The 25,887-nt window shown below is 37.1% G+C and carries 20 protein-coding genes; 13 read left to right on the forward strand and 7 right to left on the reverse strand.

Annotation, left to right across the window (positions count from 1 at the left end; genetic code table 11):
• The first annotated feature begins 146 nt into the window (after positions 1–146).
• The 12 genes from ACKU4N_RS10290 (at position 147) to ACKU4N_RS10345 (ending at position 17,841) form a co-directional block, all read left to right on the forward strand.
• Positions 147–896 carry an electron transfer flavoprotein subunit beta/FixA family protein gene (locus ACKU4N_RS10290; RefSeq protein ID WP_321316197.1) on the forward strand — a complete coding sequence of 250 codons (750 nt, stop codon included), beginning with the start codon at positions 147–149 and terminating at the stop codon, positions 894–896.
• A gap of 134 nt (positions 897–1,030) precedes the next feature.
• A complete protein-coding gene (locus tag ACKU4N_RS10295) occupies positions 1,031–1,996 on the forward strand; it encodes an electron transfer flavoprotein subunit alpha/FixB family protein (protein ID WP_321316198.1) in 966 nt (321 codons plus the stop codon).
• A gap of 56 nt (positions 1,997–2,052) precedes the next feature.
• Positions 2,053–3,312 (forward strand): 4Fe-4S dicluster domain-containing protein, encoded by a 1,260-nt coding sequence (locus ACKU4N_RS10300; RefSeq protein WP_321316200.1) that lies wholly within the window; start codon positions 2,053–2,055, stop codon positions 3,310–3,312.
• A 72-nt stretch (positions 3,313–3,384) separates the two neighbouring features.
• The gene (locus tag ACKU4N_RS10305; protein WP_321316202.1) at positions 3,385–4,182 is read left to right on the forward strand and encodes a (Fe-S)-binding protein; all 798 of its coding nucleotides are present in this window, start codon (positions 3,385–3,387) and stop codon (positions 4,180–4,182) included.
• Positions 4,183–4,198: 16 nt separating this feature from the next.
• Positions 4,199–7,549 (forward strand): methylmalonyl-CoA mutase family protein, encoded by a 3,351-nt coding sequence (locus ACKU4N_RS10310; RefSeq protein ID WP_321316203.1) that lies wholly within the window; start codon positions 4,199–4,201, stop codon positions 7,547–7,549.
• 126 nt (positions 7,550–7,675) lie between these two features.
• Positions 7,676–9,208 (forward strand): carboxyl transferase domain-containing protein, encoded by a 1,533-nt coding sequence (locus ACKU4N_RS10315; RefSeq protein WP_407937246.1) that lies wholly within the window; start codon positions 7,676–7,678, stop codon positions 9,206–9,208.
• A 44-nt stretch (positions 9,209–9,252) separates the two neighbouring features.
• Positions 9,253–10,053 (forward strand): enoyl-CoA hydratase-related protein, encoded by an 801-nt coding sequence (locus ACKU4N_RS10320; protein ID WP_321316205.1) that lies wholly within the window; start codon positions 9,253–9,255, stop codon positions 10,051–10,053.
• A gap of 55 nt (positions 10,054–10,108) precedes the next feature.
• Complete coding sequence (locus ACKU4N_RS10325) at positions 10,109–12,115, forward strand: acetyl/propionyl/methylcrotonyl-CoA carboxylase subunit alpha (RefSeq protein WP_321316206.1); 2,007 nt, start codon at positions 10,109–10,111, stop codon at positions 12,113–12,115.
• A gap of 49 nt (positions 12,116–12,164) precedes the next feature.
• On the forward strand, positions 12,165–13,970 hold the full coding sequence (locus ACKU4N_RS10330) for an acyclic terpene utilization AtuA family protein (RefSeq protein ID WP_321316207.1): 1,806 nt from the start codon (positions 12,165–12,167) through the stop codon (positions 13,968–13,970).
• Positions 13,971–14,110: 140 nt separating this feature from the next.
• Entirely contained in the window at positions 14,111–15,256 is a 1,146-nt protein-coding gene (locus ACKU4N_RS10335) for an acyl-CoA dehydrogenase family protein (RefSeq protein ID WP_321316208.1), read from the forward strand.
• Positions 15,257–15,359: 103 nt separating this feature from the next.
• Positions 15,360–16,436 (forward strand): butyrate kinase, encoded by a 1,077-nt coding sequence (gene buk, locus ACKU4N_RS10340; protein WP_321316209.1) that lies wholly within the window; start codon positions 15,360–15,362, stop codon positions 16,434–16,436.
• A 346-nt stretch (positions 16,437–16,782) separates the two neighbouring features.
• A complete protein-coding gene (locus tag ACKU4N_RS10345; protein ID WP_321316210.1) occupies positions 16,783–17,841 on the forward strand; it encodes a hypothetical protein in 1,059 nt (352 codons plus the stop codon).
• Positions 17,842–18,043: 202 nt separating this feature from the next.
• Here the strand turns inward: ACKU4N_RS10345 and ACKU4N_RS10350 are convergent, their stop codons facing one another.
• The 7 genes from ACKU4N_RS10350 to ACKU4N_RS10380 form a co-directional block, all read right to left on the reverse strand.
• A complete protein-coding gene (locus ACKU4N_RS10350; RefSeq protein ID WP_321316211.1) occupies positions 18,044–18,361 on the reverse strand; it encodes a heavy-metal-associated domain-containing protein in 318 nt (105 codons plus the stop codon).
• Between the two features lie 32 nt (positions 18,362–18,393).
• A complete protein-coding gene (locus tag ACKU4N_RS10355; RefSeq protein ID WP_321316212.1) occupies positions 18,394–20,613 on the reverse strand; it encodes a TonB-dependent receptor in 2,220 nt (739 codons plus the stop codon).
• Between the two features lie 792 nt (positions 20,614–21,405).
• On the reverse strand, positions 21,406–22,020 hold the full coding sequence (locus ACKU4N_RS10360) for a cytochrome b/b6 domain-containing protein (protein WP_321316213.1): 615 nt from the start codon (positions 22,018–22,020) through the stop codon (positions 21,406–21,408).
• Between the two features lies 1 nt (position 22,021).
• A complete protein-coding gene (locus ACKU4N_RS10365; protein WP_321316214.1) occupies positions 22,022–22,984 on the reverse strand; it encodes a cytochrome c3 family protein in 963 nt (320 codons plus the stop codon).
• 93 nt (positions 22,985–23,077) lie between these two features.
• Positions 23,078–23,482 (reverse strand): c-type cytochrome, encoded by a 405-nt coding sequence (locus tag ACKU4N_RS10370; RefSeq protein ID WP_321316215.1) that lies wholly within the window; start codon positions 23,480–23,482, stop codon positions 23,078–23,080.
• A gap of 29 nt (positions 23,483–23,511) precedes the next feature.
• Complete coding sequence (locus ACKU4N_RS10375) at positions 23,512–24,426, reverse strand: DUF5777 family beta-barrel protein (RefSeq protein WP_321316216.1); 915 nt, start codon at positions 24,424–24,426, stop codon at positions 23,512–23,514.
• An 11-nt stretch (positions 24,427–24,437) separates the two neighbouring features.
• Complete coding sequence (locus ACKU4N_RS10380) at positions 24,438–24,809, reverse strand: hypothetical protein (protein WP_321316217.1); 372 nt, start codon at positions 24,807–24,809, stop codon at positions 24,438–24,440.
• Positions 24,810–25,148: 339 nt separating this feature from the next.
• On the opposite strand from ACKU4N_RS10380, the gene ACKU4N_RS10385 reads away from it, so the two are divergent.
• The gene (locus ACKU4N_RS10385; protein WP_321316218.1) at positions 25,149–25,853 is read left to right on the forward strand and encodes a Crp/Fnr family transcriptional regulator; all 705 of its coding nucleotides are present in this window, start codon (positions 25,149–25,151) and stop codon (positions 25,851–25,853) included.
• Positions 25,854–25,887 lie beyond the last annotated feature (34 nt).

The following is a 25,887-nucleotide window of genomic DNA, read 5'->3' on the forward strand; positions in this document are numbered from 1 at the left end:
TTGTCTGCTCATAAGTAGCTTTTTGACAATAATTTATAGTATTTTTTATGAATAGATAGATTAAGTCAATTATTAATAAAAACGGTTGTAACCGGAATTAGTCTTCGTGAAATAATTCCGGTACCAGATACTAAAATTTAATGCATATGAAGATATTGGTCTGTATAAGTAATGTTCCTGATACCACAACTAAAGTGAAGTTCAAGGAAGATAATACTCTGTTTGATGATTCAGGTGTTCAGTGGATTATTAATCCATGGGATGAACTGGCCTTGACTCGTGCTTTGGAATTGAAAGAGGATGCCGGCAATTCGGTAGATGAGGTTTGTGTGATTCATGTTGGCGGTGCCCAAACGGATGCGACCTTAAGAAAAGCTCTTGCTATTGGTGCTGATAAGGCGATTCGTATTGATGCCTGTGCAGCAGATGCGTACTATGTGGCCGGACAAATTGCGGCATATCTTAAGGAGAATCCTTTCGATATTGTTTTTAGTGGAATAGAGTCAAGCGATTACAATGGTTCATCAGTAGGTGCAATGATTGCAGAGTTCATGAATTATTCCGGAGTTTCGTCTGTTTCCAGTGTAGGTTTTGATGGCGATGATCTTATTCTTTATCGGGCAATTCCAGGAGGAAAACAAAAAATTAAGGCCGAAGTACCGTTAGTTGCTGTAGTTCAGAAAGGAATTGCAAAGGAACCAAGGATTCCTGCTATGCGCGGAATAATGATGGCACGTAAGAAACCTTTGGAGGCGATAGCAGCAACAGAGATAGACATGCTGACTAAATCGATAAAATTTGAATTGCCAAAAGCCAAAGGAGCTTGTAAAATGATTGATGCCGGGCACGCGGAGCAACTGGTTGAGCTTTTGAAAAACGAAGCTAAGGTATTGTAGTAAGTAATTAAGATTACCATGTTTAATCAAGTATGATGGATGGTAGATGAGCAATTAATGAGTCGGAAAGCCTTGTTTTTTTGTGTTAAGTATCATATCTAAAATCTATTATCTCATATCTAAAAGAAAAGCCTATGTCAGTAATTGCATTTGCCAAAAATTGGAACGGGAAGTTTAAGAATTCCACCTATGAATTGGTATCCTATACGAGAAATTTAGCCAGCCAATTAAATACACAGCTTATTGTTGTTTCTATCGGTGAGGTAAAGGAGGAAGAATTGAAAAGTTTGGGGAAATATGGTGCGGAGAGAATTATTTCCGTGAATGATCCACAAATGAATACGTTAACAAGCCGTGTTTATGCTCAGGTAATTTCTGAATTAGCAGAAATAGAAGGCGCAGACACAATTGTTATGAGCGATAATGAGAGTGGCAAAGCCATAGCTCCAAGAATTTCAGTTAAAATGAAAGCTGGAATGGTATCTGCCGTCTTGGAACTTCCAATATCTATGAATCCGTTTGTAGTTAAAAAAGGTGCTTTTTCAGGAAAAGCTTTCGAACATGTTCAAATTGATTCACCTGTAAAAGTGATAACCATTGCTAAAAATTGTTTCGGTCTTATAGAAAATCAGGTTGATGTATCGATTGAGGAATTTTCGCCGGATTTGGACGCTGCTCATTTCACAATTCAGGTACTGGAGGAAGAAAAGCAAACAAATAAAGTTGATCTTGCTGATGCAGATATTGTTGTTTCTGCAGGAAGAGGAATGAGAAGTCCTGATAATTGGGGTGTTGTGGAAGATCTTGCCGGGATACTAGGTGCCGCAACTGCTTGTTCTCGTCCGGTTTCGGATGAAGGATGGCGCGGACACGAGGAGCATGTTGGACAAACAGGAAAAGTAATAGCACCGAATTTATACTTCGCAGCGGGTATTTCAGGAGCCATACAACACGTTGCTGGTATCAGCAGGAGTAAATGTATCGTGGCCGTTAATACAGATCCTGAGGCGCCGATTTTTGGTGTTGCTGATTATGGAATCATTGGTGACGTTATGGAAGTATTGCCAAAATTGACAGAAGCAGTCCGAAATTCAAAATAGTATAAGCCTGTGAAAGGGGCTAAGAGTTTGTTACTAATCACATTAATTGCTGAACCATGATAAAACAAATCCTCTTTATCATCACATTATTAATCACATTTGGCGTTTTTGCCTACTCAGTAAAGCGTTTGTGGGGATTCTTTAAGCTGACAAAGCCTGCTTATCCGATTAAAAATATTGGTGCAAGAATATCTCATACCATGAATGTGGCATTTGGGCAAGCCAAAATATTTCGGAAGCCTGTTATCGGTTTGATGCACGCATTGGTGTTTTGGGGCTTTCTTGTGATCACTCTCGGCAGTATCGAAATGCTTGTAGATGGCGTTAGCGGATTGGACAGGGTTTTTGCCTTTACTGGATGGTTTTATGATGTAGTTATTGCCTCAGGAGATGTGTTTGCCTTGTTGATTATCATTTTTATTAAGCTTTTTATCCTTCGTAGAATGTTTTTAAGAATAAAACGTTTTACTGGAGTAGAAATGACTGCAAAAGCCAATCAGGATGCTCTTTTATCCCTTTATTTTATTGGGTTTTTAATGGTTTCCCTGATTTGTTTCAATATGGGATACATTAGTAGTCACCCAAATGCTTACGAAGGGGTTTATCCTGTTTCTGCCACTTTGGTTAATTTATTAGGGTGGGATTTTAGCTGGCTTCAAGAGCCGGGTTGGTGGGTGCACTTGTTACTGATATTCACATTTGCTAATTATTTGCCATACTCGAAGCATTTTCATGTTTTTCTATCCATACCAAATGTATTTTTGGCGAATTTGGAACCGCTTACTAAATATCCAAATTTGGAAAGTATAACCCGTGAAGTTAAGCTAATGCTTGATCCCGAAGCGGCTTATGACGAAAGTGCCGAAGTTGCTCGTTTTGGTGTTAAAGATATCGAAGATGTGAGCTGGAAAAATTATATGGATTCTTTATCCTGTACACAGTGCGGTCGTTGTACGGATGTTTGTCCGGCCAATATTACGGGTAAACTTTTGTCGCCAAGGAAAATATTTGTTGATCTGCGAAAGCGCATGGATGAGAAAGGACCTTTAGCCATAGCAGGTAAAGATGATAACAAATCACTTTTACGCGATTATATTTCTGAAGAAGAAATTTGGGCCTGCACAACCTGTAACGCCTGCGCTCAGGAATGTCCGATAGATATTAGTCATCCCAATTTTATCATGGACATGAGAAGGTATTTGGTGATGGAGGAATCGGCGGCACCATCAGGATTAAATGTCATGTTTGCAAACATTGAGAACAATGGCGCACCGTGGCAATACTCACCTGAAGACAGAATGAAATGGAGTGAATGATTGTATTAATCGGTTGTTTTTAAGTTGATTGATGTGCTTTAGGATAAGTTTTACTTTAATTGCTGTTTTAAAATGACAATAGAAACAAAAATAGATGTGCCTGTTATGGCGGACGTAACTGCGAAAGGCGAAAAACCTGAATATCTGTATTGGGTTGGTTGCGCCGGAGCTTTTGATGACAGATACCAGAAAGTCGCCAGAGCATTTGCTAAAATATTGAATCATCTTGGTGTAAGTTATGCTGTTTTGGGTACAGAAGAAAGTTGTACTGGTGATGCAGCAAAGCGGGCAGGAAACGAGATGCTTTTTCAGATGCAGGCGATGCAAAATATAGGGGTTCTTAACGGATATGAGGTAAAAAAGATCATTTGTACTTGTCCGCACTGCTACAATACCCTGAAAAATGAATATCCTGATTTGGGAGGAAACTACGAGGTGATTAATTACACGGTGTTTTTGGATGAGATGATTCGAACCGGGAAACTGAAACTGGAGAACAACCCGTTTAAAGGCGAAAGCATCACTTACCACGATCCATGTTATCTGGGAAGAGGAAATGGAATTTATGATGCTCCCAGGAATGTAGTGAAAGCAGTTTTTGGAGAAGTGAAAGAGATGAAACGGGCGAGAAGCTTTGGTCTGTGCTGTGGTGCTGGTGGTGCTCAAATGTTTAAAGAAGCCGAAAAAGGTGATAAAGAGGTGAATATCGAACGTACCGAAGAAATTATCGAACGAAAAGTAGATAAAGTTGCTTCAGCTTGTCCTTTTTGCATGACTATGCTGACAGATGGAATTAAATCAAAAAACAAAGAAGCGGAATTGCAAAATTTAGACATTGCAGAAATTATCGGGAAAGCCTTGAACTTATAGATTTTACAACTAAAGCATGACAGCAAACACGACATACAAGCTTAAAAATACGGTTCGCATTGTAACAGCAACTTCGCTTTTCGATGGACATGATGCTTCGATTAATATCATGCGAAGAATTATTCAGGCTTCAGGAGCAGAAGTGATTCATTTGGGACACAACCGCTCTGCCGAAGAGATTGTAGATTGTGCTATTCAGGAAGATGTACAAGCCATTGCCATAAGCTCTTACCAGGGTGGACATATGGAATTTTTTAAGTACATGTATGATTTGCTGCAGCAAAAAAATGCAGGTCATATTCGTATTTTTGGTGGTGGCGGCGGCGTAATCCTTCCCTCTGAAATTAAAGAGTTGGAAGCATATGGAATTGCAGGTTTGTATTCACCTGATGATGGTCGTAATCTTGGATTACAAGGCATGATTAATGAGGTTTTGGAGAAATCGGATTATTCGTTGAATGAGTTTGAATTGCCAAAAGCATCAGAAATTACCAGTGAGAATGTTAATTTACTATCAAGATTAATCACCTTGGCAGAACACGATCTTTTGCAGGATTCTGATTTGTATCTTGAATTAAAGAACAGTGCCAAAATCAATCACACACCGGTTATCGGAATTACTGGTACAGGCGGAGCAGGAAAATCTTCCTTAACGGATGAATTGATTCGCAGGCTTCATATCGATTATCCTGAATTGAAACTGGCAATCCTTTCTGTTGATCCATCGAGAAAAAAGAGTGGCGGGGCTTTATTGGGCGATCGTATTCGTATGAATGCCATAAATCATCCAAACATATATTTAAGGTCTTTGGCTACTCGTCGGGCAAATCTGGCATTGTCGAAACATGTTGACGATGCTTTGATTTTGATGAAATCGGCAGGGTTTGACTGTATTTTCCTTGAAAGTTCAGGAATTGGACAGTCGGATACTGAAATTGTTGATTACAGTGATGTGAAAGTGTATGTGATGACACCTGAATTTGGAGCAGCAACACAGCTGGAGAAGATCGATATGCTCGATTTTGCTGATTTAATTGCCATCAATAAGTTCGACAAACAAGGTGCACAGGATGCTTTACGCGATGTGAAAAAGCAATATCAGCGAAACAACCTTCTGTGGGATCAAAATCCGGACGATATGCCGGTTTATGGAACAGTGGCCTCTCAATTTAACGATCATGGCGTAAACGAGCTCTATCATGCCTTAATTGAGTTTTTAATTGCAGGTAATGCATCAGGTTTTGCTCAGAATGGAAAACCGCTCCTCGAGGCGAGCCAAAAAATTGAAATTGTACCGCCAGCCAGGGTAAGATACCTTTCAGAGATCTCAGAAACGGTAAGAAGATACAATACAAAGGCTGAAGAGCAATCTGAAATTGCAGATCAATTGTATGCTTTAAATAAGTCTGTTAAAATTATTGAAGGAGAATCTGTTAAGAGATTATTTTTTGATAAAGCAACTGATCTTTCGAAAGATTTTAAGCATCAGAATATTATAGATTCATGGGAAGAAAAGAAAAAGAGATACAAAGAGGATATATTCAAATATAAGGTTCGTGGTAAAGAATTATCCGTGGAGACGCACTTTGAAACCCTTTCACAGAGCAGGATTCCTAAGATTGTATTGCCAGGCTACAGAAGTTGGGGTGATATCGTAAAATGGAATCTAAAAGAAAATGTTCCCGGCGAATTTCCTTACGCAGCAGGTGTTTTCCCGTTCAAACGGGAAGGGGAAGACCCAACAAGAATGTTTGCAGGAGAAGGATCGCCTGAAAGAACGAATAAGCGATTTCATTATTTGGCTGCAGGGCAACCTGCGGTTCGATTATCAACTGCATTCGATTCAGTTACCTTGTATGGAGCTGATCCCGATTACCGGCCGGATATTTACGGAAAAGTTGGTAATGCAGGTGTTTCTGTCGCTTCGTTGGATGATGCCAAGAAACTATACAGTGGTTTCGATTTGTGCGATCCGAAAACTTCGGTATCCATGACGATTAATGGGCCGGCACCTATGTTGGTAGCCTATTACATGAATGTAGCTGTCGATCAGGAGTGTGAGAAGTACATTCGGGCAAATGGACTGGAAGAAGAGGTTAAAGTAAAACTTGAAGCAATCTTCGCTGGGAAAGACAGAGTGTGCTATGTAGGCGATTTGCCAAAAGAAAATAACGGCCTGGGACTGTTGTTATTAGGAACAACCGGAGATCAGGTATTGCCTGCTGAGGTTTATCAGAAAATTAAGGAAGAAACCATTTGTAAGATTCGGGGAACGGTTCAGGCAGATATGCTAAAAGAGGATCAGGCGCAGAATACCTGTATATTTTCTATTGATTTTGCTCTGAAAATGATGGGAGATATTCAGCAGTATTTCATCGAAAATGAGGTTCGGAATTTCTATTCGGTTTCTATTTCAGGATATCATATTGCGGAGGCCGGAGCTAACCCAATTACTCAATTGGCTTTTACATTATCAAACGGATTTACCTTGGTTGAATATTACATTTCAAGAGGTATGAAAGTTGATGATTTTGCACCGAATCTTTCCTTCTTTTTCTCGAACGGCATGGATCCGGAATATACCGTAATTGGTAGGGTAGCGAGAATAATATGGGCGAAGGCCATGAAATATCTTTACAAGGCTAATAGTCGCTCACAAAAATTGAAATATCACATCCAAACTTCGGGCAGATCGCTGCACGCACAAGAAATTGAATTCAACGATATCCGAACTACATTGCAGGCTTTAACCGGAATTTATGATAATTGTAATTCGCTTCATACGAATGCTTACGATGAGGCTGTCACGACACCAACCGAAGAGTCGGTAAGAAGGGCAATGGCGATACAAATCATCATTAATAAAGAACTGGGTTTGGCCAAAAATCAGAATCCTTTGCAGGGATCATTCGTTATTGAAGAATTAACCGATTTGGTGGAAGAAGCTGTTCTGGTAGAATTTGACCGGTTAACGGAACGTGGCGGCGTATTGGGTGCTATGGAAACCATGTATCAAAGAAGCAAAATACAATCTGAATCTTTATTGTATGAGAGCTTGAAGCACAGCGGAGAGCTTCCAATTGTTGGTGTTAATACATTTTTAAGCTCGAAAGGTTCTCCAACGGTTCAACCCAAGGAGGTTATTCGTTCCGATGAGGAAGAGAAAATTAATCAGGTGAAATTTAAAGACCTGGTACAGAGGAATCAGAAGGAAAAGGCTGTAATAGCATTAAAAGAGCTAAAAGAGACAGCCTTGAAGAATGAAAATGTATTTGCCTCCTTAATGGAAGTTTGCAAATTCTGCACTTTAGGACAGATAACCAACGCCTTATACGAGGTTGGTGGTCAGTACAGACGAAATATGTAATTATTATGTAGGGACATAAGATCTTGTGTCCGTACTAAAAACAATAAAGTTTTGAATCAGATCGAATCAAAAATAAACGTAAAATCTGAGGATTTCTTGAATAATAAGAAGTCCTACGGGAAATTGATGGAAGAATATCGCCATCGGTTAAAATCAGTATTGCAAGGTGTTGATAAAAAAGCCAAAGAGCGTCATTTGAAGCGTGGAAAATTATTGGTAAGAGATCGCATTGAGCTGTTATTGGACAAGAACACTCCTTTTTTGGAACTCTCAGCAATGGCAGCTTGCGACCAATACGAAAATCAATTTCCTTCAGCGGGTATTGTGACTGGTATTGGGGTAATTCACGGCAGAGAATGCGTGATTGTTGCTAATGATGCAACAGTAAAAGGCGGAACATATATTAAAGAAACCATCAAAAAACACATTCGGGCGCAGGAGATTGCTCTGGAGAATCATTTGCCATGTATCTATATGGTTGATTCGGGAGGTGTTTTTCTTCCTGAACAATCGAAAGTGTTTCCTGATAAGTATGATTTTGGACGGTTTTTCTTTAATCAATCAAAAATGTCGGCCAAAGGAATTCCTCAAATTTCCATCGTAATGGGATCGTGTACCGCAGGTGGTGCCTACGTGCCGGCCATGAGTGATGAAACTATTATTGTAAGAGGACAAGGAACTATCTTTATCGGCGGACCACCATTGGTGAAGGCCGCAACAGGAGAGGACGTTACGGCTGAGGAATTGGGCGGAGCCGAGATGCACACTTCTATTTCCGGAGTAGCAGATCATTTAGCTGAAGATGACCGGCACGCGGTTCAAATTTGCAGAAACATATTTGAATCGATGCCTAAGCTGCGAAAACATGCACTTGAAAGAGAAGAAGTAAAAGCCCCGGCGTATCCTGCTGATGAATTGTACGGTTTGGCTCCAATCGATTTGAAGAAATCTGTTGATGCCCGAGAATTGATTGCCAGAATAGTAGATGGAAGTTCTTTTCATGAGTTTAAAGAACGTTATGCTCCAACCATAGTTACTGGTTTTGCAAAGATCATGGGCTTTCCAGTTGGAATTATAGCTAATAATGGCATTATTTTCTCCGAAACATCGCTTAAAGCGGCACATTTTATTGAATTGTGCTGTTTTCGTAAGATTCCATTAATCTTTCTGCAGAATATTACTGGTTTTATGGTTGGGAAAGAGTATGAGCACAAGGGAATTGCGCGGGATGGAGCCAAAATGGTTCATGCAGTTGCAAATGCACAGGTTCCTAAATTTACCGTAATTATTGGTGGTTCTTTTGGTGCTGGAAACTATGCCATGGCCGGGCGTGCTTACGAACCAAGATTGTTGTTTATGTGGCCCAATGCCAAAATTTCGGTAATGGGTGGCGAACAGGCGGCTGGTGTTTTGGTGCAGGTGAAAGAACAACAACTTCAGAAAAGAGGGAAGGAATTCCTCCTGGAAGAACAAAATCAGTTGAAGAATAGCATTTTAGAAAAATATGAAGAGGAAGGTTCTGCCTACTACAGCACTTCGCGCTTATGGGATGATGGTATTATTGATCCTGTAGATACAAGAAAAGTTTTGGCAATGGGAATAGCAGCTTCGGTAAATAAAGAGTTTGGGGAACCTGATTTTGGAGTGTTTAGAATGTAAATTGAATTGCCCCGTTATTTATGTGGGAGATTAACAAAAAGAAAATGAAAGAATTTCAAACGATAGAGTTTAATATAGAAGATAAAATTGGAACGATTACATTGAATCGTCCCGGGATACACAATGCTTTTAATGAGGTAATGATTGGCGAAATCATTGATTGTTTCGAAGAAATTGAGAAGATGAATTACGGTAGTATTCGAGTTGTGATCATAAAAGGAAAAGGAAAATCTTTTTGTGCGGGTGCTGATCTGAAATGGATGAAAAGTGTTGCCAATTATTCTTATCAGGAAAATTATCTGGAGAGTTATCAACTCTCAAAATGCTTTAATGCTGTATATTCCTGTAAGTTTCCTACAATTGCGATTGTTCATGGCGCAGCTATTGGTGGAGCAAATGGTTTATTGGCAGCCTGCGATTTTGTTCTGGCACATAAAAACACCGTTTTCTCATTAAGTGAAGTAAAAATTGGTATTGTTCCAGCTTGTATTTCTCCATACGTGATGAAACGGGTTGGCGAATACAAATCGAAAGAGTTGATGCTTACTGGAATGAGATTCGATGGAAAAGAGGCGCAACAAGCAGGTTTGGTGAATTGGTCGTTTGGTGAAAAGAAACTAAACGAAAAGTTAGAGGATCTGATTTTAAAATTAAAATCGAGTGGTCCCATAGCAGTTTCTACTTGCAAAAAATTGCTTTATGATGTTGAGAACGTTTGGAATCATGAAGAAGCGATGGAAAATACAGCGAAAATGATTGCTGAGCTTCGTCAGTCGGATGAAGGTCAGGAAGGAATGAATTCATTTTTGGAGAAACGGAAACCCAATTGGACTCTTGATAATTAAAAATTAATAATGTGTAATTAATAATTATTCATTGTCAATTACTAAGTGAATTTGAATGTACTACAAAAGACTATTAATAGCGAATCGTGGCGAAATTGCCTTAAGAATCATGCGAACAGCAAGAGAATTAGGCATTCATACTATTGCGCTATATACTGAAATCGATCGGCAGGCAGAGCATGTTTTGCAGGCCGACGAGGCATATCCTTTAAGGGGAAATAATTTACAGGAAACATACCTGAATTTAAATCAGATTGTTGAAATTGCACAAAGAGCAAAGGCAGATGCTATTCATCCGGGGTACGGATTTTTAGCCGAGAATGCTGTTTTTTCACAATTATGCATCGATAATGGAATCGATTTTGTGGGGCCTGATGCTCATGCTATCCTGTTAATGGGAAATAAGGTGAATGCACGGGAATTTGCCAAATCCATTGGTGTTCCGGTTTTGGAAGGTGTTGTTGGAGACTCCGTGAGATTGATAGAGGAAGCGGAAAAAATGCAGTTCCCTCTTTTGATTAAAGCTGCCTCTGGTGGTGGTGGCAAGGGAATGCGGATCGTTTATAAAAAAGAAGAACTGTCAGCTGCTTTGGAGTCAACATCGCGCGAAGCTGCAAGCTATTTTGGCGATGGCACCGTTTTAATCGAAAGATACATACAAAATCCCCGACATATCGAAGTTCAGATTTTAGCTGACCAACATGGGAATGTAGTGCATTTATTTGAGCGTGAATGCTCGATACAGCGACGCTTTCAAAAGGTGATTGAGGAAGCTCCTTCGCCAACATTAACGCCTGAATTGAGGAAGGAAATGGGCAATATGGCTGTTTTTCTGGCTCAGGAAATGAATTACACCAATGCAGGAACAATTGAGTTTTTGGTAGATGAAGACTTGAATTACTATTTTCTGGAGATGAACACCAGAATTCAGGTGGAACATCCGGTAACAGAAATGATTACAGGAATTGATTTGGTGGAAAAGCAGTTGTCGATAGCTTCGGGGCGAAAACTGAAGTTGAGGCAAGAAGATATTCACATGAAGGGACATGCCATTGAAGCCAGAATTTATGCTGAAGATCCTGAAAAGGAGTTTATTCCATCGCCGGGTGAAATCAGTTTTTACAAAGCCCCCAAATTGTTCGATGGGCGATTACGTTTGGATTCAGCTGTAACGGGGCCATGCACAATTCATTCCGATTACGATCCAATGATTGCGAAGTTGGTTGTGTGGGATGAAAACAGGGATCTGGCCATTGAAGGATTGCATCACGCCTTGCACAGTTATGAAATACATGGAATCAAGAATAACATCATGTACTTGCATACTTTACTGAATACTGATCATTTCAGACAAAATAAAATCTCAACACATTTTTGTCAGAATCATAATGATACGTTGATGCGAAAAATGCAGGAAGATAAACTTGAAATTCCTGCAGCTCTTTTCCAAATCAGTTTTGCTTTGTTCGAATTAAAAAGAGATAAGGCCAATTCAATTTGGGAAGAAATTGGCTATTGGAGACAGCAGGGAACAAAACTTAGAATTGTAGATGAGGAAGTACTTGATATTGAAATCATCAGTAAAAATCCATATGATATAAAAATAAATGATGCATGCTATACTGTTGAAAATGTGAATATTGACAGATGCCATCTGATGCTGGAGTTTAATAGTGTCAGATATCTGTTCTATCAATCTAAAAATACAGAAGGAAAGAGTTTTGTGAGTTGTCAGGGGATTGTTCGTGAACTGATGAGATGGTCGGAGATGCAATCCAATATAGGATATATTGGGTTTACTGACCTGAAGGAAAGTGATGGAAGGATTTTATCGCCAATGCCTGGCAGAGTTGTTAAAATTGAAGTCAAAACAGGTCAAATTGTTGCTAAAGGTGATGTATTGATTATAGTTGAAGCTATGAAGATGGAGAACAGTATTCTTGCACCTTTTGAAGGAATTGTTGAAGTTGTATTTGTTAGCGAGGGTGATCAGGTACAAAATAGAATGGAACTAATAATCCTGAAAAACATAAAAAGCAAACCCTCAGATATATCAAGCTAAAGAAAAAAAGGGTGTACGATTGAAACATGATAATTAATACTTTGAAAATATGAAAGACAAAATCAGAATTGCAAATGCCGGTGGTTTTTGGGGTGATGACCTTGGTGTACTTCGAAGACAGTTGGAAGGTGGAGATGTGGATTACATATCTTCTGATTTTTTAGCAGAAGTAACGATGAGTATTCTTCGTAAACAACAGTTAAAAAACGAATCTTTAGGCTATGTTACTGATTTTGTGGATCAGATTGTAGATGTGGCTGATTTGATGAAAGAGAAAGGTGTTAGAATGATTACAAATGCCGGAGGCATTAATCCGATAGGTTGTGCCCGTAAAATTCTCACGGAACTCAAAAAGAAAGGGATTTCAATTAAAATAGCAGTAGTTGAAGGTGATAATATCATTGAACGGATAGATGAGTTTTATCCTTCTAAAGCTAATTTTAAGAACATGGATACCGGAGATGAGTTTAAGGATATCTTAGAAAACATACAAAGTGCGAATATTTATTTGGGTGTGCCACCTTTATTAAAAGCTTTGGAAAGCGGAGCTGATTTAATATTGGCAGGCCGTGTAACCGATACTTCGGTAACCATGGCGCCAATGATCTATGAATTGGGCTGGAAACTGGATGATTGGGATAAATTGGCTGCAGGTTTGGTTGCCGGTCATATTATTGAATGTGGAGCTCAGTCAACAGGTGGTAATTTTACCGATTGGCAAAAAGTGAAGCGCTGGGATAATATGGGATATCCGATTGTTGAAATGAAGCAAAATGGTGAATTTACGGTATATAAACATGAGAACACGGGAGGTTTAATCAGTATTGACACCATTCGCGAGCAATTGGTATACGAAATGGGCAATCCGGCCCAATATATCAGTCCCGATGTTGTAGCCGATTTTAGTCAGTTGGAGTTAGAACAGCTTGGCGAGAATAGGGTATTAGTGAAGAATGCAAAGGGTCATCCATCTACACCATATCTGAAAGTGTCCATGGCATATGAAGATGGATACAAAGCAACAAGTTCTATTGTAATTAGTGGTGGAAAAGTTTTGAACAAAGCACAAGAGTTTGAAAAAATATTTTGGGAGCGTTTAAAACATACTTATTTAAAGAAAAACACTGAATTTGTGGGATACAATGCCTGTCACCAACATTTGGCTGAGGATATTGATCCCAATGAAATATTACTTCGATTATCTGTTTACGATAACGATGTTTCAAAAATCAAAGACTTTTCGATGAGTATTGCACCATTAATTTTGAGCGGACCTCCGGGAGTTGCCGTAACAGGTGGCAGGGCAAGAATGCAGCAGGTAATTACGTATTGGCCTACTTTAATCCCAAAAACTTGTATCTCATCAATTGTATATGTTTTAAATGAAGATGGAGAAATTAAAGAAACATCAGAAATACCTTCTGTTTTAGGAAATGAACAGGAATTAGTAACTGCACAATCATCGGATTTTTATCATGACAATGTAAAAAAGAAGAAAGCTGAAAAAATGTGTGCTGTCCCATTCAGGGAAATTTGTTTGGCCCGTTCAGGAGATAAAGGAGATACTGTAAATATTGGAGTATTGGCTCGATCGAAAGCAGTATATGAATTCTTAAAAGCAGAATTAACTTCGGAAAGAATTGCCGATATGTTTTTCGGCTTATCAAAAGGAAAAGTTACAAGATTCGAAATTGACAATTTAATGGCTTTGAATTTTCTGTTGGAGGAAGCTTTGGATGGTGGTGGAACAAAATCATTAATGATTGATGCTCAGGGTAAAACATTTGCATCAGCACTTTTGAATCAAGAAATTGTGGTTCCTGAAGATGTTTTAGGCTCGATATTCTCTGATTAATTCACAAAATAAATACGAGATAGGATTTGTGAAATCATTGATAGTTGCTAACTTAATATTTATGAATGGGGAAGTTTAAAGATTGAAGTGACAGGATTTATTCCTCATTCCGGCATTATTAATTACTAATTGAAATATATATGTTTCCATATTTGAATGATGAACATGATACGATAAGAAAGGCCGTTCGTGATTTTGCAGAGCGGGATATAAAACCATTGGTTCAGGAATTGGATGAGAAAGAGGAGTTTTCAATTGAATTGACTCGAAAAATGGGAGAAATGGGATTATTTGGCATGACACTTCCTGAAAAGTATGGCGGACATAAAACCGATTATTTATCTTATATAATTGCTGTTGAGGAGATTGCACGGGTGGATGGCTCGCACGCAGCAACACTTGCAGCTCACAATTCGCTTGGAATAGGGCCGTTGTATGAATTTGGCAGTGAAGAGCAAAAATTAAAATACTTGCCTGGACTTTGTTCCGGAAAAGAGTTGTGGGCCTTTGGATTGACTGAACCTGAGGCTGGTTCAGATTCCCGGGGATCAAAAACATTTGCTAAAGACAATGAAAATAACTGGGAGATTAACGGATCGAAAATCTTCATTACAAATGGATCAACTCCTTTGTGTTCGGGGGTTACAGTTCAGGCTGTAACAGCAATAAACGGTAAGGATAAAGAATTTACCACCTTTATTGTTGAAAAAGGAACACCGGGTTGGAAATCAAAAGCCATGCATGGCAAAATGATGTGGAGGGCTTCAGATACTTCGGAAATGTTCTTTGATTCTTGCTGCATACCAAAAGAAAATATGTTGGGCGAACGTGGTATGGGATCTAAGGTGATGTTAAAAACTTTGGATTCAGGAAGATTATCGATTGCAGCCATGGGACTCGGATGTGCTCAGGGCGCATATGAATTGGCTCTGGCTTATGCTAAAGAGAGAAAACAATTTGGAAAAGCATTGTCTAAATTTCAGGCTGTTTCGTTTAAATTAGCTGATATGGCTTTGAAAATTGAGTTAGCAAGAAACCTGTTGTATAAAGCATGCTGGTTGAAAGATACAGGGAAAGAATATGGAAAAGAGGCTGCTATGGCTAAATTGTATTGTTCAGAAATTGCAAAGGAAGTTGCCGACGAAGCTGTTCAAATTCACGGTGGATATGGTTTGATGAAAGAATATCCGGTAGAACGGTTTTATCGTGATCAACGTCTTCTTCAAATTGGAGAAGGAACATCTGAAATTCAAAGATTGGTCATTTCAAGATATATTGGATGTTGAGATGTATCACAATAGAATGTATGGAAAATAAATAAAAGTATAAGACAAACGGAAGAGACTGTTGTTTCTAATTTTAAGTTATATAACTACAAACACTAACACTATGAGTAGAGAACTGATACTTGCTTTAAATCCGCGAATGCAATTTACACGAATAGCAGTTTATCGGATGAACTCTCCGGTTTTTTTAAAGAAAATTAACCATAAGCCAGAGGAGATTGATGATTTTAAATGTTTTTGCGATCAAACAAAATTTCGGGCAAAAGTGATTATGGATGAGTTAAAGGCCAATGATATTGCTATTGATGAAATAAAAATTATTATTGGCAGAGGAGGACTTATCAAGCCGGTAAAATCTGGTGTTTATCGCGTTAATGAGGCCATGATTAAAGACCTCTCGAATTGTGAGTTTGGCAATGATGTTGTGAATCTTAGTGGATTACTCGCCTATACGATTTCAGAACAAATTGATGGTGCAGAAGCCTTTGTTGCCGACCCTGTTGTGGTTGATGAATTGGAAGATATAGCAAGAATAACAGGTCGTCCTGAGTTTAAAAAGCGTTCTATTTTTCATGCATTGGATCAGAAAACAAGTGCAAGAAGGTATGCTAAGAGCATTTATAAAAAATATGAAGAATTGAATCTGATAATTGCTCACTTAGGTGGAGGAATAAGCATTGGAGCTCATAAAAAGGGGAGAGTAATAGATTCAAATCAGGCATACGATGGTGATGGGCCGTTTTCACCGATTAGAAGTGGAAGTTTGCCAATGGGAGAGATGATTCAAATGTGCTTTTCAGGAAAATATACTCAGGAAGAGATGATGAAAATGCAGACAGGTGAAGGTGGTTTGTATGCTTATTTTAAAACTTACAGTGGATTTGATGTTTGTAAAATGAGGGATGCAGGTGATTCTAAAGCTACAGAGGTGTTATCAGCAATGGCTTATCAAGTTGCTAAGTCAATAGGTTCAATGTATCCTGTATTTGGTGATGAAGCTGTTGATGCGATTATTATTACAGGTGGTTTGGCTAAAGATGAAAGATTAGTGAAAGAAATAAGAACAAGGGTTGAAAAAATTGCTCCCGTTACTATTTATCCCGGAGCAGAAGTACTGAGTGCTCTTAGTGATTATGGTAGAATGATTTTACGAAATGAGACAGAAATATTAGATTACTAGAAGAATTTATTTTAATTTATAATCAATAAAAATCAGCTTTGGCTGATTTTTTTATGCTTCAAACGAAATTCAATCCTAGTTTTTGTTCAATTGCATACTATTAATAACCAGATAGCTAGAGTGTTGAATGTTTGACCGACAAAAATCGCCCATTAAATGATAAATGTCGATTTAAAAACCAAATTCCTCGTTTTTTAAACAAAACAAACCTCTTTCTTGTAGTTTATAAATCTCGCCAGCCATTTATTGATAAGGCATTTGCATTCATATATATTTAAAAAGTATAAGGAGATGCACTCTTTGTGCCAAAAAAGGAACTACTAAATTTAATCTTATATTTTTTATTATGAAAAAAACTCGCTTATTTTTTCAATTTGTAGGAATTGGTGTTTTCACCATTTCTCTGTTAATAGCTGGTTGTACAAAGGAAGGACCTATGGGACCTGCTGGTGCTGACGGAACTAATGGAACCAATGGAACTGATGGAAATTCAACATGTTTAGATTGTCATGCTACAGAAGTTAAATCTAATATTGAGGCTCAATTTGCAATGTCCGTTCATAGCAGTGGTATCAATGCTGTTGATTATGCTGGGGGACGCGCTTCTTGTGCACAATGTCACTCTCATCAGGGGTTTGTCCAATTCGCTAATACAGGTGAAGTTGCTGGTAATATTAGCAATCCTACGGCATGGGAATGTGCAACATGTCATGGTTTGCATGAGTCGTTTGGAGGCAGCGATTATGCTTTAAGACTTAAAGATCCAGTACATCCAATATTTGATCCTAGTATTACTATGGATTTAAATGGAAACTCAAATTTATGTGCAAATTGTCATCAGTCAAGAAGAGCTGAGCCTATTTTTGACGTGCCAGGAGAAACATATAAAATTACAAGTACTCATTACGGGCCTCATCATGGAGCACAGGCTAATGTAGTTGCTGGTGTTGGCTTTGCTGAAATTGAAGGTTCTGTAACTTATCCTGTGGCTGGATCTGCAACTCATTTAGCACAAGCTTCTTGTACCGGTTGTCATATGGCAGAATTTGATAATGATGAAGATCAAGGTGGACATACATATAATCCTTCTCTTTTAGCATGTAATACATGTCATGGTGTTGAAGAGGCAGATTTTAATTATGGAGGAGTACAATCAATTGTTGAAGGTCAACTTGAAACACTTAGAGACGAATTAATCCGTTTAGGTGTTGTGGTTTGGGTTGAAGCTGATGCAGCTTACGAACCAGTTGTTGGAACTTATCCTATGGTTCAGGCACGCGCATTCTTTAATTGGGCTGGATTAGAAGAAGATCGTAGTTTAGGAGTACACAATCCAAAATATGTGAAAGCTTTATTGCAAAATTCAATTGAAGCATTAGAAGCAGAGCCAACTCCAGGTATCTAATTTGCTTACAATATTAATAATAAAAGAAGTTGCTCATCTGAAAAGATTGAGCAACTTTTTTATGCAGCAAAAACGGTTGTAATTTAAGGAGAGATTTGCTCTGAAAGGATATTATAGACAAGAACCTAAATATAAAAGGGAAATAAAAAAACCGGGAATACCCCGGTTTTTTTATTTCTTAAATACTGCTATTATTAAGGTTTTATTTACTAGCTTCTTCTTTTACTTTAAATTTTAATTTTTCAAGAGCTTCTTTTAAATTTTTTTTATTGGTTACTTTGGTTTTATAGGTAACAGTCACTTGTTGCTTTTTGAAATCAATCTTTAAAGCTTTTACTCCTTTCTCATAAGGAATGTTTTTTTCAATTTTACTGGCACATCCCATACAATCCATTTCAACCTTGAAAATTACAGTATCAACTTTCTTCTCTTCTTTGCTATTTGCAAAAGTAGTACTTGTAAGCAAAACGAAACTTAAGGCCATTATGGATGTTCTAAGATTTCTTGTAATTTGTTTCATGTTTATTATTATTTGAACTGGTAAATATTTCTTTATTCAATTGTTAGGCGAACACCTAAATAAAATTTTCTTTCCTGAATCGGTCCCCAGATCATAGTAGCATCAAAGTGCTCTCCAAAAGGGTTTTCTGCTTCTATAATAGGATTCTTTTGAGTATAATTGCCAAGATTTTCTCCTCCGAAATACAATTCCCAAATGCGAAAACGTTTTGTGATTTGGGCGTTCATCAAAGCATAAGCCGGAGATTTTTCTCTTCGTTGAAAATCACTTGGATTTTCCTGAGTAGATGGAATTCTCATATCACCGTTAAACTGAGTGGTAAAATCAAATTGCCATTTGTTAAAGTTGGTTGCATATGACAAATTGATTAAACCTTTGTAACGATTCACGTATGGAACTTTTCTGAATTCATTATTAATATCCGCCTTAACATCCGAAAAGCGAATTCCAGTAGTAACATCAAAACGTTCTACAGGCTCAAATTTTAGTTCTATTTGAAAGTTGTTTGCCCATGATCGTCCATCCATATTGTAAAATTTAACTGAATTCAGATTGTTATCCAGATCAACAATTACCTGGTTACTGAATGTAGTTCTATAGCAATCAGCCGAAGCTGTAAAACTTTTTTCAAATAAATTGAAATCCTGAGTTAAGCTTAAGCCAAAGTTCCATGCTTTTTCCTGTTTTAAATTATCCTGGATATAAAAAGACCTGCTTGAAGCTAGCAGAAAGCTGTTTTCAGCAATTGGATTAGAGGTTCTTCTGCCACTGCCACTTGCCATGCGAATTGTTGATGTAGGAGTAAATTGATATCTGAAATGAACTCGTGGAGTTACAAAATCACCAAAAATATTGTGATTGTCATACCGCAAGCCTGTTTGCAAAGTGATTTTGTCATTAGGGAGCCATGAGTACTCTACATAAGCACCTGCAACTTTTTTGGTTTGGTTAGTACCAAGATTGTCTCCAGATAAATAATCTTTGAAGTCATCGTAAACATACGATAAGCCGGCAGTGTATTTGTGTTTCAAATTCCCAATATAAGATTGAAAAAGCAAATTGGCATAAAAATATTTCTGATCCGCATCGTAATTTCTTAATCCGTAAAATGATTTTTGCTCGTGCGCGGCAAAATTAGTGATCAATGCAATGCTCTTATTGCCATCTTTTGGAAACATGTATCCCATTTTTGCAAATGCTTCATATCTGCGTGTGTCAATATTAATTCGGTAGGCATTGCTGAGATCATTAGGTTGATTTGTATTATATCCTTTTTGACCACCAGTTCGTTGTTCATCAATGAATTTAATGCCAAATTGGGCTTTCAGATTTTTACCGGCGTCCCAATTCCAACGGTTCACAAAATTGTATTGTGACACCATTGGATCGTCTAAAAAATGATCATGGTTCATATCTATTTCCCGATCATTATCTTGAACATGGGCGAGGATAGAAGTTGATAATTTTGGCGAAAACTTAACGGAAGTAATTGCATTAACCTCAGTCATTCCCATACTGTTGGCATAAGTGTTTAGATAGAATTTTGGCGATTTTTGTGGTTTCAGATATTCTATATTGATTTGACCGGTTATGGACTCATATCCATTAATAACAGATCCAACTCCTTTAGAAACCTGTATGGATTCCATCCAAGGTCCGGGAACATACACCATGCCGTAAACAGATGCCAATCCCTTAAAATTTGGATTTTTTTCAGTCATCATTTCGATATATTTCCCGGTAAGTCCAAGCAGCTTAATTGATTTCGCACCTGTCGCGGCATCGGCGTACGAAACATCAACCGAAGCATTTGTTTCAAAGCTTTCGGAAAGATTGCAGCAAGCTGCTTTACACAGTTCAGCACCTGTTATATTTTGCGACTGTATCGGGTTTTCCCGATCTGTAACAGTTCCCAATTTACGCTTCGAAATTACAACTTCGTTTAGTGCAATATTAGGAATAAGTTCTACGATGATTTCTTTTGTGCCAATTTGTTCAAGAGTTATTTCTTTTGTTTCATAACCAACAAATTGTATCACCAGTGTTTTGGATTTCGTACTTGAATTTAAAGTGAAAATACCATCAGCGTTTGCGGCTGTGCCAATTGTTGTGTTTTTCCAAAATATCGAAGCTCCGGCTAATGGGATAATTTCTCCGGAAACAGGTTTTTCAATTATTTTTCCTTTGATATCTTCAGCAATTGAGAAAATTGGAAGCAGAGATAGGATTATTGTTAGAATTCTAATCTTCATATGAAATAAATAAACACAATAGATAAGTAAAGTCTTATATTGAGACTTTTGATCTAAAGAGTAGTTAAATAAGTGATTATTTTTGGTACTGAAATTTACAAGATCTCTTATGGATAAGAAATCATGGTATTAAATGAAGCAGAAATGGTAGGAAATCAACAAATAAAGCAACACAACACCTCTGGTTTTATGCGCTTGTTTCTGTCTGAATTACTGTCTTCAAATTCATGAAGATACCTTTCAGGTGCAAAAATTATTTGTGAGTTTATTGTTTGCGATGTGAAAAGTACTGTTTCTGAGGCAATCGGAGCCTTGTTTGCTTTTGTAATTACAGTTGTTGGGTTTGTTTTCAGATAAACTAAATCAAAATCACAACATACATTGTGATCTGAATGCACGATATACGTATTTGTTGATTTTTTATTTTCCTTGCAACAACAATTGGTACAAGAAGTATCAGAATTTATTGAGATTGACATCTCGGAATAATCGCAGGTTGGGCAACTGTGCTTTAAAAGATGAATACCGCAAAATCCTGCAAGGTAGAATACCAGCAGAACAATAGATATGATATTTTTTATTCGTTGCAGCATCTTTAAATAGACAGCTTTATTTGTTTTTTGTTATTGGTAAGACAATTATTATTCTAAATAGGGTGAAGCGTGATTGCAATTTTTTTGCTGTTTTTATATGAATACGTAAAAATAGTAATGATTTCTAATTGTTTTTTTATTTTTTGTCAAAATAAAAACCGAATCCAATGGATCCGGTTTGTTATTTAAGATGGGGCTGTTAATGCCAACCCGTTATCATGCTTTTAAAATTACTGCTAATAGAACTTCCTATTGTACAAACATACAAATGTATAAACAGAAAAAGAGATAAAACAAAACCGATAATCACATGTACTATCGCCGTAATTAATAAACCGCTGAATCCAAATATTTGAGGAATAATGATTTCAGGAAATAACATTGCCGTGCCACTTGCTATAATAATAGGAAATCCAACATACATAGCGGTTGAGTAAATGAAACGTTGCATTGGATTAAATTTATTTTCAGCCGATATCGGATAGGGAGAATCCTGCTTTTTAAACATTCCAAAAAGGTAGTATACCGATTGGTTGTAGATTCGGGTCAGTAAGCCTTTGGTTTTCATTTTGTATTGTTTTCCATTTGATGTAAACAGATTTCCAAAAATAAAAAGAAGGTAATTAAGACTTATCAGTATGCCGCAAAGGTTATGGAACTCAACAGATCGTTCAAAGGAAATCAACAGAGGATTCTCAGGATTTGAATATTGCATACTAACTCCCGTAACCAAAAGAGTAATAAAAAGGATTGCATTCATCCAGTGCCAGATACGAATCCAAATTGGATATAAATAAAGTTTTTCGCTAGCCATATTATTTACGTTTAAAGATTCTGAAAATGGTGTGAATGAAAATTCCAGATAGCACCAACCCAAAAATAATTACACTTAATATATTCAAATACTTATTACGGTTCGCACCTATAACGTACGATTCATTTATAATTACCGCGTTAATGAAACCGTTGCTTTTGCGTGATTCCATACTTTTGTACTTATACAGACTAGCCATTAAGCGTGAGTTTTCAGAATGACATTTAGTACATTCCCGAATAGCATTCTCTTTTGGCATAACAACGTGGCTTATCAGCAGGCTGTCATTTAGTTGTGTATGACACTCGATGCATCTAACATTCTTAAAATGAAGCTCTTGATTTGGCAGCCAGTCGTGTGTCTTAAGAATATTGATGTTTTCCCTTTCGGTGAGTAATTCAAATTGACTTATATCAGCATGACATTTTAAACAAATATTATTGTCGTAAGTAACTGTTTCTGAAATTTTCCCACCTTTACTTGCCTGTGTTTTGTAGGAGTGTGGATTGTGGCAGCTCCAGCAGTTGAAGGCATCAGGTGCCCGATTGTAATGCATACTCTCATTAAAAGCAACTTCAATCTCATCAAAATGAAATTTAGCATACTCAGGATCACCGCCATGGCAATCATTACATGCGTACATTAGTCCCATTCTCAAATTGCCATCATGAGGGAATGTTTGATATTCAGGCGAATGGCAATCAGTACAATCAAACATTCCATGATTGGATTGCACATAAGCGATGGTATCAATTACTCTATTGTCACACATTGCTTCTTTTATCTCAATGCCAAAATCTTCATTCATATATTTGAATGTGTGATTTCCATGGCATTTAAGGCATTTTTGGTTTTTGTCGTTGCCAGACTGATTTTCTTCATTTGTTTCCTGCCCGAAACCAAAAGAAACAGTGCAAAGGAAACTAACAATCAGAATAATATGTTTAAAATTGCTTAGGTTCATGCTCAAGTTATTAAGTGTTGCAATTTGGCTTTATTAAATTTTCAGAAAAAAAGGGTATAAAAATTATACCCCTTTTTAATGTCTGAATATCGATTACTTTTTAAATGTACGCATGTAGTTTACAAGAGCCCATCGATCTTTTTTGCTTGGAATTTTAGTTTCATAGTTAGGCATTTCATCTCTTCCGAAAATAGCTTTGTACATCATTTCGCCATCAGTTTGAGCTTGAAAATCAGAATCTGAAAAATCACCAGGGAAGGTTTTAAGACGAGCTGCTTTTGGTCCGTCTCCTAATCCTGCATTACCATGGCATGAACGACAATGTTTCATGTAAACCATTTTTCCTGTGTTCACACTGGCTTTATCATTAGCTAATGGGTTTTCCATGCTTTTATATTCTGCAGGTACTTCCCAGGCTTCAGCTTTTTTTTGTTGTGCAGTAAATGCAAATCCTACCACCGCAATTGCAATAAGGATAAAAAATTTCATCTTTTTCATAAGTAACTTTTTTTAATTAAGAGAATTAACTAGAACCTTACTAAGATATTAAATCCTACAAGAAAGTCGCCGTCTCCAATTTTATTTTTATTGTATAAAATGTTCCTTTGTGGAGTAATTCCCTCATAGTTCGACATAAACACCTGGAACACGTGAGTACTAGTACCAATTTCCATACCAAAAGTTAAATTGGCTTCAGGATCGGTTTGATCTGAATTGGTAAATTCTCTCATATCATCAATGTTTAATGGCTGATCATATTCAAAAAATACAGACATCGAAGGTGTTACTTTAGCTCTACCAGAAAGGGTAATTGCTACCTTGTCATGTTCAACTAAAGAATCTGTTTTATTAAAATGCGTAAAACTTGGAGCTAATTGCAACGAGATATTCTCATTAAATTTGTGTGCTACTATTAACTGAGAAAAATATCCCAATCTATCTGAGAATGCATAGTCATTACCAAAAACTACTTCATCTTGAGAGTTAATTGATAGATTTCCATACAATGCTACAGAAACAGGAATTGAATTCGATTCTGTTTGTGTGAAAAGTCTGTATTTTCCATGAAATTCCTGCAGTTTAAATTCTTTAGTATATCCGTAACCCAACATGAATTTTTCGGTAACACCATAATTTATTCCCATGCGAATGTTTGAGGTGGCATAAATACCAAAAACATCTTCCAATCCATTTTCGATTAATCCAAAACGGTGTTGAATATGTAATTCAAATTCGCCGGCAAATGGAGTTACTGTAGTTTGAGTTTCTCCAAGAAGTCCAGACTCAAAAGTACCGGTAACAGGATCGTTTGCAAATTCATCTTCTTGAGCAAAGCAATTTTGTGATGCACTCAAGACGATAGCAAGAAACAAGAAGAAAGGGAACATCCATGAAAAAGTCATTTTCATAAATTTTTGAATTGAATATTTAGATCTTATCATAGTGTATAGTTTTAATTGTCGTTGGCACCTCGGGTTATCCACTCAAGAATTAATTGTTTTTCAGTTAATGAAGCTCGGGTACTGTGAGATCCTGATTGTAATTTTGTATACAATTCGCTGGAGCCTGGAAGATCAACATTTATATAACCTCCGGTAGTTAATGCATTAAATGCATTGGATGCTCTTAGATCCGGATTAATTCCACCATCATGACAGCTAATGCAATTGGAAGTGAATATGGGTACGATATCCGTACTAAAGGAGATTTCCTGGTCAGGTGGTATAACGATTTGATCCACTTCAATGGTATCGTATTCGCACGAAACAAAACACAGAGTTGTCAGGAAAACCAGTAAAAGACTTACTAAGTTGTTCTTTTGCATAGTATTGAGGTTTTTAAATTTAAGTACTAATTAGTGATAGCAAGGATTTAACCTTATCCAATAAAGATAAATATTTGTCTTTAGCGCGATTGTATTGTTACGCCGAGATTTATTTTATGAAAAAAAGGAATTTGTCTAATACAAATCGACATTTATCAGTCTTTTACTAGGCTTATATCAGTCTTTTTTTTTATATTTAATAGTTGTTAAAAAAATTTAAAAAATATGCAAGTGTGCTAAGAAGCATTTTTTATTAGAAATTCACTATTTGTTTTTGTAAAATTTTCAAATAGATTTGACGGCTGACTACTAATTTGTACCCTATATCTCTAAACTACTATGGCTAAATTCTCAAAATCGGATAATTGCAAAAATTGCCTTGATTGCAATATGCGCATCCCGATGTTAAGTACTCTTTCCCGCCCGGAACTAATTGAATTGAATGAAAACAGGTTTGAAGTAAAGTTTAAGGCTGGAGAAACAATATTTAAACAAGGAACTTCTGCAACTCATCTATTAATTTTGACAACAGGTTTGGCAAAATTATACGTGGAAGGTGTTCAGGATAAACAGTTGATAATTAGAATAATTAGACCTTGGGAAATCATTGGGCAGGCATCTTTGTATTTTGATAACAGACATCATTATTCGATTGCCGCACTTGATAATACTACTGCTTGTTTTATTGAAATAAATGCTTTTAAAAAAGCCATTCAATCAAATCCACTATTTGCCGAGGAATTCATTAAGAATTGCACGCAAAAAGGAATCTTTTCTTTTGAAAAAATGGTGAGTTTATCGCAAAAACAAATGCACGGTCGCATAGCCGACGGACTTATTTATCTTTCGGGCAAAGTGTATGAAGCCCTGAACTTTGATTTACATCTTTCAAGGCAAGATGTTGCAGATCTGACAGGCATGTCGAAGGATAGTGCGATTAGAATTCTAAAAGAATTTCATAATGAAGGTATTATTGAATTGGATGGCAGGAAGTTAAAAATATTAAATTACGGACAGCTGGAACGAATTAGCGAAACTGGTTGAAAAATATAATAGAACGGGAGGAAATATCCTCTCG

It is taken from the genome of Labilibaculum sp. (genome assembly GCF_963664555.1).
GTDB lineage: Bacteria > Bacteroidota > Bacteroidia > Bacteroidales > Marinifilaceae > Labilibaculum.

What these genes read in the sequence shown, in the direction of transcription:
- ACKU4N_RS10290 (WP_321316197.1), top strand. Translation starts at nt 147, where the DNA reads ATGAAGATATTGGTCTGTATAAGTAATGTTCCTGATACCACAACTAAA.
- ACKU4N_RS10295 (WP_321316198.1), top strand. Translation starts at nt 1,031, where the DNA reads ATGTCAGTAATTGCATTTGCCAAAAATTGGAACGGGAAGTTTAAGAAT.
- ACKU4N_RS10300 (WP_321316200.1), top strand. Translation starts at nt 2,053, where the DNA reads ATGATAAAACAAATCCTCTTTATCATCACATTATTAATCACATTTGGC.
- ACKU4N_RS10305 (WP_321316202.1), top strand. Translation starts at nt 3,385, where the DNA reads ATGACAATAGAAACAAAAATAGATGTGCCTGTTATGGCGGACGTAACT.
- ACKU4N_RS10310 (WP_321316203.1), top strand. Translation starts at nt 4,199, where the DNA reads ATGACAGCAAACACGACATACAAGCTTAAAAATACGGTTCGCATTGTA.
- ACKU4N_RS10315 (WP_407937246.1), top strand. Translation starts at nt 7,676, where the DNA reads ATGGAAGAATATCGCCATCGGTTAAAATCAGTATTGCAAGGTGTTGAT.
- ACKU4N_RS10320 (WP_321316205.1), top strand. Translation starts at nt 9,253, where the DNA reads ATGAAAGAATTTCAAACGATAGAGTTTAATATAGAAGATAAAATTGGA.
- ACKU4N_RS10325 (WP_321316206.1), top strand. Translation starts at nt 10,109, where the DNA reads ATGTACTACAAAAGACTATTAATAGCGAATCGTGGCGAAATTGCCTTA.
- ACKU4N_RS10330 (WP_321316207.1), top strand. Translation starts at nt 12,165, where the DNA reads ATGAAAGACAAAATCAGAATTGCAAATGCCGGTGGTTTTTGGGGTGAT.
- ACKU4N_RS10335 (WP_321316208.1), top strand. Translation starts at nt 14,111, where the DNA reads ATGTTTCCATATTTGAATGATGAACATGATACGATAAGAAAGGCCGTT.
- buk (WP_321316209.1), top strand. Translation starts at nt 15,360, where the DNA reads ATGAGTAGAGAACTGATACTTGCTTTAAATCCGCGAATGCAATTTACA.
- ACKU4N_RS10345 (WP_321316210.1), top strand. Translation starts at nt 16,783, where the DNA reads ATGAAAAAAACTCGCTTATTTTTTCAATTTGTAGGAATTGGTGTTTTC.
- ACKU4N_RS10350 (WP_321316211.1), bottom strand. Translation starts at nt 18,361, where the DNA reads ATGAAACAAATTACAAGAAATCTTAGAACATCCATAATGGCCTTAAGT.
- ACKU4N_RS10355 (WP_321316212.1), bottom strand. Translation starts at nt 20,613, where the DNA reads ATGAAGATTAGAATTCTAACAATAATCCTATCTCTGCTTCCAATTTTC.
- ACKU4N_RS10360 (WP_321316213.1), bottom strand. Translation starts at nt 22,020, where the DNA reads ATGGCTAGCGAAAAACTTTATTTATATCCAATTTGGATTCGTATCTGG.
- ACKU4N_RS10365 (WP_321316214.1), bottom strand. Translation starts at nt 22,984, where the DNA reads ATGAACCTAAGCAATTTTAAACATATTATTCTGATTGTTAGTTTCCTT.
- ACKU4N_RS10370 (WP_321316215.1), bottom strand. Translation starts at nt 23,482, where the DNA reads ATGAAAAAGATGAAATTTTTTATCCTTATTGCAATTGCGGTGGTAGGA.
- ACKU4N_RS10375 (WP_321316216.1), bottom strand. Translation starts at nt 24,426, where the DNA reads ATGATAAGATCTAAATATTCAATTCAAAAATTTATGAAAATGACTTTT.
- ACKU4N_RS10380 (WP_321316217.1), bottom strand. Translation starts at nt 24,809, where the DNA reads ATGCAAAAGAACAACTTAGTAAGTCTTTTACTGGTTTTCCTGACAACT.
- ACKU4N_RS10385 (WP_321316218.1), top strand. Translation starts at nt 25,149, where the DNA reads ATGGCTAAATTCTCAAAATCGGATAATTGCAAAAATTGCCTTGATTGC.